General features: G+C 51.8%; 3 protein-coding genes and 1 pseudogene. All 4 read left to right on the top strand.

Annotated features, from left to right (window positions below; all coding sequences use genetic code 11):
• The coding region (locus NP596_RS20410) for an RHS repeat-associated core domain-containing protein (RefSeq protein ID WP_256617230.1) at positions 1 to 769 on the top strand (769 nt) is incomplete at its 5' end.
• Positions 770 to 793: 24 nt separating this feature from the next.
• Positions 794 to 1,258, top strand: a complete 465-nt coding sequence (locus NP596_RS20415; protein WP_256617231.1) for a hypothetical protein — start codon at positions 794 to 796, stop codon at positions 1,256 to 1,258.
• Positions 1,259 to 1,604: 346 nt separating this feature from the next.
• Positions 1,605 to 2,144 carry an REP-associated tyrosine transposase gene (locus tag NP596_RS20420; RefSeq protein WP_256617232.1) on the top strand — a complete coding sequence of 180 codons (540 nt, stop codon included), beginning with the start codon at positions 1,605 to 1,607 and terminating at the stop codon, positions 2,142 to 2,144.
• Between the two features lie 437 nt (positions 2,145 to 2,581).
• A pseudogene (locus NP596_RS20425) lies at positions 2,582 to 3,700 on the top strand (hypothetical protein); the annotation flags it as partial.

Genomic DNA, 3,700 nt, shown 5'->3' on the forward strand with positions numbered 1-3,700 from the left:
CGGCCGCGAGCCGGATGCAACCGGACTGATCCACTACCGCGCCAGAAGCTACGACCCCGGCCTCGGCCGCTTCGCCCAGCGCGACCCGGCGGGCTTTGCGGATGGGATCAATCCTTATGCCTATGTGGGGAATAATCCGGTTAGCTTTAGTGATCCGTTGGGGTTGTCGAAGGCGAGGCCGAGTGTAGTTGCTCCGTCGGCGTTTGCGGGGGTTCAACAACTTTCTAGCTACGCCAATAGTGCACTAAATGCAGTGACGCCAGGTTCACATGCTTTACAGCAAACGGCGCTCAATTACCAAGCTGGCAATTATAAAAATGCGGCGATTTGGGGGATTCAAGGAGGGTTGGAGATTGCGGCTGCGGCGGTTACGGGAGGCACTTCGCAACTTGCGAGCAGATCTGTTTCGAGTTTGGCAAAGGTTACCAAGGAACTACCTTCAATAAGCCCAACTGTTTTAGAGCTTAGAGAACTGGGGCAGAAGGGATTTCAAGCACATCACATATTACCGGAATATCTTGGTAAGATGCTTGGCTATACGTCAAAAGAAATGGTAAATCATCCAGGTACACTTGTTACGCAATGGACACACACTGGAAAGTTAAATCCAGATGCTTTTCACAAAGCAATTTCAAAATATCTCCCTCCGATGGTTACAGGTAAGCAGGCTTCATATACTGCTGATCAGATTGGGCTTGGTTTGGAAAAAGCTTATGGTGACTTAGGGCGACCCGAGTTGTTTAATTCGATCAAGGATTTAATAAAATAGTTAACAAGTGGGGCTGAATTTAGTATGACTGATAAACAGATATACGACTTAACGGAAGACGATTTGTTGCGTTGTCCTGTATGGTTTTTTCCTATGGACGAAACTGCGGCAGATGAACTAACAGTGCGGCCAGGTTTTAACCGGGAAGATTATGAATACGATAAGCAGTGCATTGTCCGAGCCAGTTTCGAAACGAGAGCACGAGAAAGTTTTATAGGTTATGTATATTGGGGGAAGCCTGAAATCGTCGAAAACCTGAAGCCAACTATGTTTTTAAGAGGAGAATGCATTACCTTTTGGTATGGAATGATGGTTCCTTCATTTGACGACTATGGGCCAATCTTGAATGAATTAAATAAAGTATTCCCAATAAAATTTAGATCGAGTGAGGTCGATGGATTTACTTTAATTGAAGGTTTACTTGAGGGGCTTTATTTCATAGATGACAACGATGTTATTCAATGTAAAACTCCTGAGTCCGTGACTTAAAACGGCCATACGGCGCATACCTTATAGAGGGTCATAAGGGTCTTCCTTTTTGCACTCGATTGCGGGAAAAGGGGCAGCCCGCGTACGGCCGTACGGCGGATCAATTTTGCGGTGGGGCGTAAGGCCGTATGGCGGATACGGCCGTACAGCGGATAAATCGCGTGGTGACGTGTCGTAAGGTGGATTCGCGAAGCAATCCACCATTGATGGCTTTTAATTTGCTCGCGCCCTTGCTATGCGGTTGGCTTGGGTTTTGGCGGATTGTCGCTGCGCTCCGAATCCGCCCTACGCCATTCCCATGGAGTTGCATGGCGGTGCACTTCATGGATTGATTTTGGGAGGGGTTGTGCCGAACTATCGACGGAATTTTGTGGCAGGCGGCTGCTATTTCTTCACAGTGAACTTGCTGGAACGCCAACGGACGTTGTTGACCGATCACATCGATTTGCTACGCGACGCGGTGCGTAGGGTCAAAAGGCTGTATCCGTTTCATATCGACGCCTGGGTGGTGCTTCCGGACCATATGCATATGGTATTGACCTTGCCGCCCGATACCGACGATTTTCCCGTGCGTTTGCGCTTGATGAAATTGTTGTTTGCCAAAGGATTGCCGCGCACCGAACGTCTATCGGCCACGCGCCGTAAACGCCGCGAGCGCGGTGTTTGGCAAAGACGCTATTGGGAACATACAGTCATCGACGAATTGGACTATGTCCGGCATATTGATTACGTGCACGTCAATCCGTTGAAACATGGCTATGTCGAGCGAGTGAGAGATTGGCCATATTCCACCTTCCATCGCTATGTTTTGAATGAAATTTTACCGTTGGATTGGTGTGGCGACATAGGCGAACTGCCGACGGTCAACGATGAGCGTTGGCGATGAAGGGTAAACGGTAAGGCCGTAAGGCGGAACGCATCGCGGTTCCGCCATATTGGGCGGATCGCCTAACGGTATCCTCCGGAGCCCGAGAAGGGCGGAACCGGTTTATCGGGTTACGCCGAAAGATACTTTTCTAGTCTGATTTGGCGGAACGCCTGTCGGCATCCGCCCGCGGGCTGTATATCATCGGTGTTAAATAACAACGACCGAAATTGATCGAATTGTGGTCATTGAAGCGGATTGAGTTACAGACCGCAACGGTTTCCAACCCACTCTGTGCTTTAGCCGAAATGCCATTTCCAACCATCCGAGTGGAAATGGCCGGGCAGGTTCAAAACACGAAACCAACCTTATTTTGCAAATAGCCTTTGTTAAAAGTCTTGACAATAGCCGCTAATAAGCTCTAGGCTCAGTTGACCTTGCAGCCGCCGGAGTACGCCATGAATTTCATACGAGTTGGTTTTTTAGGTGCAGTTTTATCGACTTGCTGGGTTGAGCATGCGGGGAGCGTCAGCATCACGCAAAGGGCCGGCAATAACTTTCGTACCGCCGCGAACAATCAGGAATTCACCCTCAACAAATCCAATGTGAATGCCGACGATTTCGGCCTGCTGCGCATCCACGACTTCAACGCCAAGGTGGAAACCCAGCCGTTAGTGGTCGAAAAGGGCGCCGGTTCCGACGATCTGGTGATCGTCACCACCATGAAAAACGAAGTCATCGGCATCAACGCCCGTACCAATGCCCGCGTCTACAATGTCAAACTGGGCCCGGAAATCAGTTCGCAGGACATGGATATGTGGAAACACACGCCTACCTGGGGTATTTCCGCCACCCCCATTATCGATCCGGCCACCGATACCCTGTATGTGGCCGCCTGGTTGAAAAAAAATAACGACAACCGCTTTCGCGATTATTGGGTGTTTGCGCTGAATCCTTTGGACGGCAGCCGTAAGGCGGAGCCGGTGCGGATATTCGGCCAATCCCAGGAGGGTAGCGGCTGTTGGTTTAACGACGCCGGCGCGGTTTACAGACAGAATAACCAGACCAAGCAATACGTTTATCCGAAATTGCGCGCCGGGCTGGCGCTTACCGAAAACCACGGGCTAGTGCTGGCGTTCGCGGCAAACGCCGAATCCTTGCTGGGCGGACGTAAAAATCCGCACGGCTTCGTGGTCGCCTACGATACCCGCGGTTTGCTGGGGCAGGATGGGGTTTCCCGGCAGCCGGCGATATTTTGCGCCACCTCGTTCAACAGCTGGGGCGCCGGCATCTGGCATGCCGGCGGGGCGCCAGTTACCGAAGGCGACATGATTTACGTAGCCACTTCGAACGGCACATCCAACAACGGCGATGTCGATCTGGCCGAAAGCATGATCAAACTGCGGTTCAAGCCCGGCAGCGGCGGCGCGCGGCCGCTGCTGGAAAAAGTCGATTACTACAAGGCGTTTTTGGACGAACGCAAGACCGGCGGCGGTTGCCTGTGGCAGGATAATCATTCCGAAGTATCCTGCGGACGCGGCGGCGCGGGCAGTGCGGCGGCCGACTGGGATTTCGGC

The sequence above is a fragment of the Methylomonas rivi genome, from assembly GCF_024505165.1.
In the GTDB taxonomy this organism is placed as follows: Bacteria; Pseudomonadota; Gammaproteobacteria; order Methylococcales; family Methylomonadaceae; genus Methylomonas; species Methylomonas rivi.